Annotated in this window: 1 protein-coding gene; it reads left to right on the forward strand. The window is 61.9% G+C overall.

Features of this window, described 5'->3' with window-relative positions:
• Positions 1 to 76: 76 nt before the first annotated feature.
• The gene (locus tag KIT86_RS25180; protein WP_297403492.1) at positions 77 to 1,009 is read left to right on the forward strand and encodes a PaaX family transcriptional regulator C-terminal domain-containing protein; all 933 of its coding nucleotides are present in this window, start codon (positions 77 to 79) and stop codon (positions 1,007 to 1,009) included.
• Positions 1,010 to 1,034: the final 25 nt, after the last annotated feature.

The raw sequence follows: 1,034 nt of genomic DNA on the forward strand, positions 1-1,034 counted from the left end.
TATGGATGGATGCGGCTTGCGGTCAGAATTATAGACCAACCGGTCGGTCAGCGAAAAGGTGCTTCTCGCTTTTCCCGTGGCTTTCGCCGGATTGGCGAGCCGCTATAAGGTGCGCTGCAACGAGTGGCTGGAAATGGAAACGAACGCATTGGTCCGCGATCTGGTCGTCGCCTTCAATCGCCGCAAGCCGGTACGTGCGGGCTCGCTGATCATCACGCTGTATGGCGACGCGATCGTGCCGCGCGGCGGCAGCCTTTCGCTCGGCGACATCACGCGCATCATGGAACTGTTCCGCATCGACAGCGGCCATGTACGTACCGCGATTTCGCGGCTGACCACGGAGAAGTGGTTGGAGCGGAAGAAGGTCGGCCGCAATACGTTTTATAAGCTGTCAAAGCGCGGCGAGGGTGCTTTCGCGCGAGCGACCACGCGCATCTATCTCGCGCGCAGAGCGGAAACCGCGAAGCTTCGACTCGCGCTCCTGAACGGCGAAGCCGCGCACCGCGCCGCGCAGCGCAAGGCGCTGGAAGCAGCGAACTTCGCGCCCTTCAATGCGATGACGTATGTGTCGGCCGATGCCGCTCCCTTAAAAAGTATCAAGGGGATCCATTTGCTCGATCTCCCGGCTTCGGCGGAAGTGATCGAGATTTTGCGTGCGGCCTACAAACTCGACGATCTCGCGGATCGCTACCGCGAGTTCATCGCGCAGTTCCGATCGTTGCATGACGCCTTGAAGCGCGGCGCCGCATTGAACGACAGGGAAGCGCTGACCGTGCGGCTTCTACTCATTCAGGAGTTCCGCCGTGCCGTGCTGCGCGATCCGGCGCTGCCTTCCGCGCTGCTGCCCGCCGGCTGGCCGGGAGAGGAAGCGCGCGCGCTTGCCGCGTCGATCTACAAAAAGGTGCTGACCGCCTCCGAGCGGCAGCTCGACCAGTGCCAGGCCGACGAGACCCACGCCCTGCCGAAGCCGAATATTTCGCTTTCTCAACGCTTTGCCGCGGCGCAATAGCGGTCCGGTGAATATGTTACAGAAA

The sequence above is a fragment of the Hydrogenophaga sp. genome (assembly GCF_026125825.1).
Lineage (GTDB): Bacteria > Pseudomonadota > Gammaproteobacteria > Burkholderiales > Burkholderiaceae_C > Hydrogenophaga.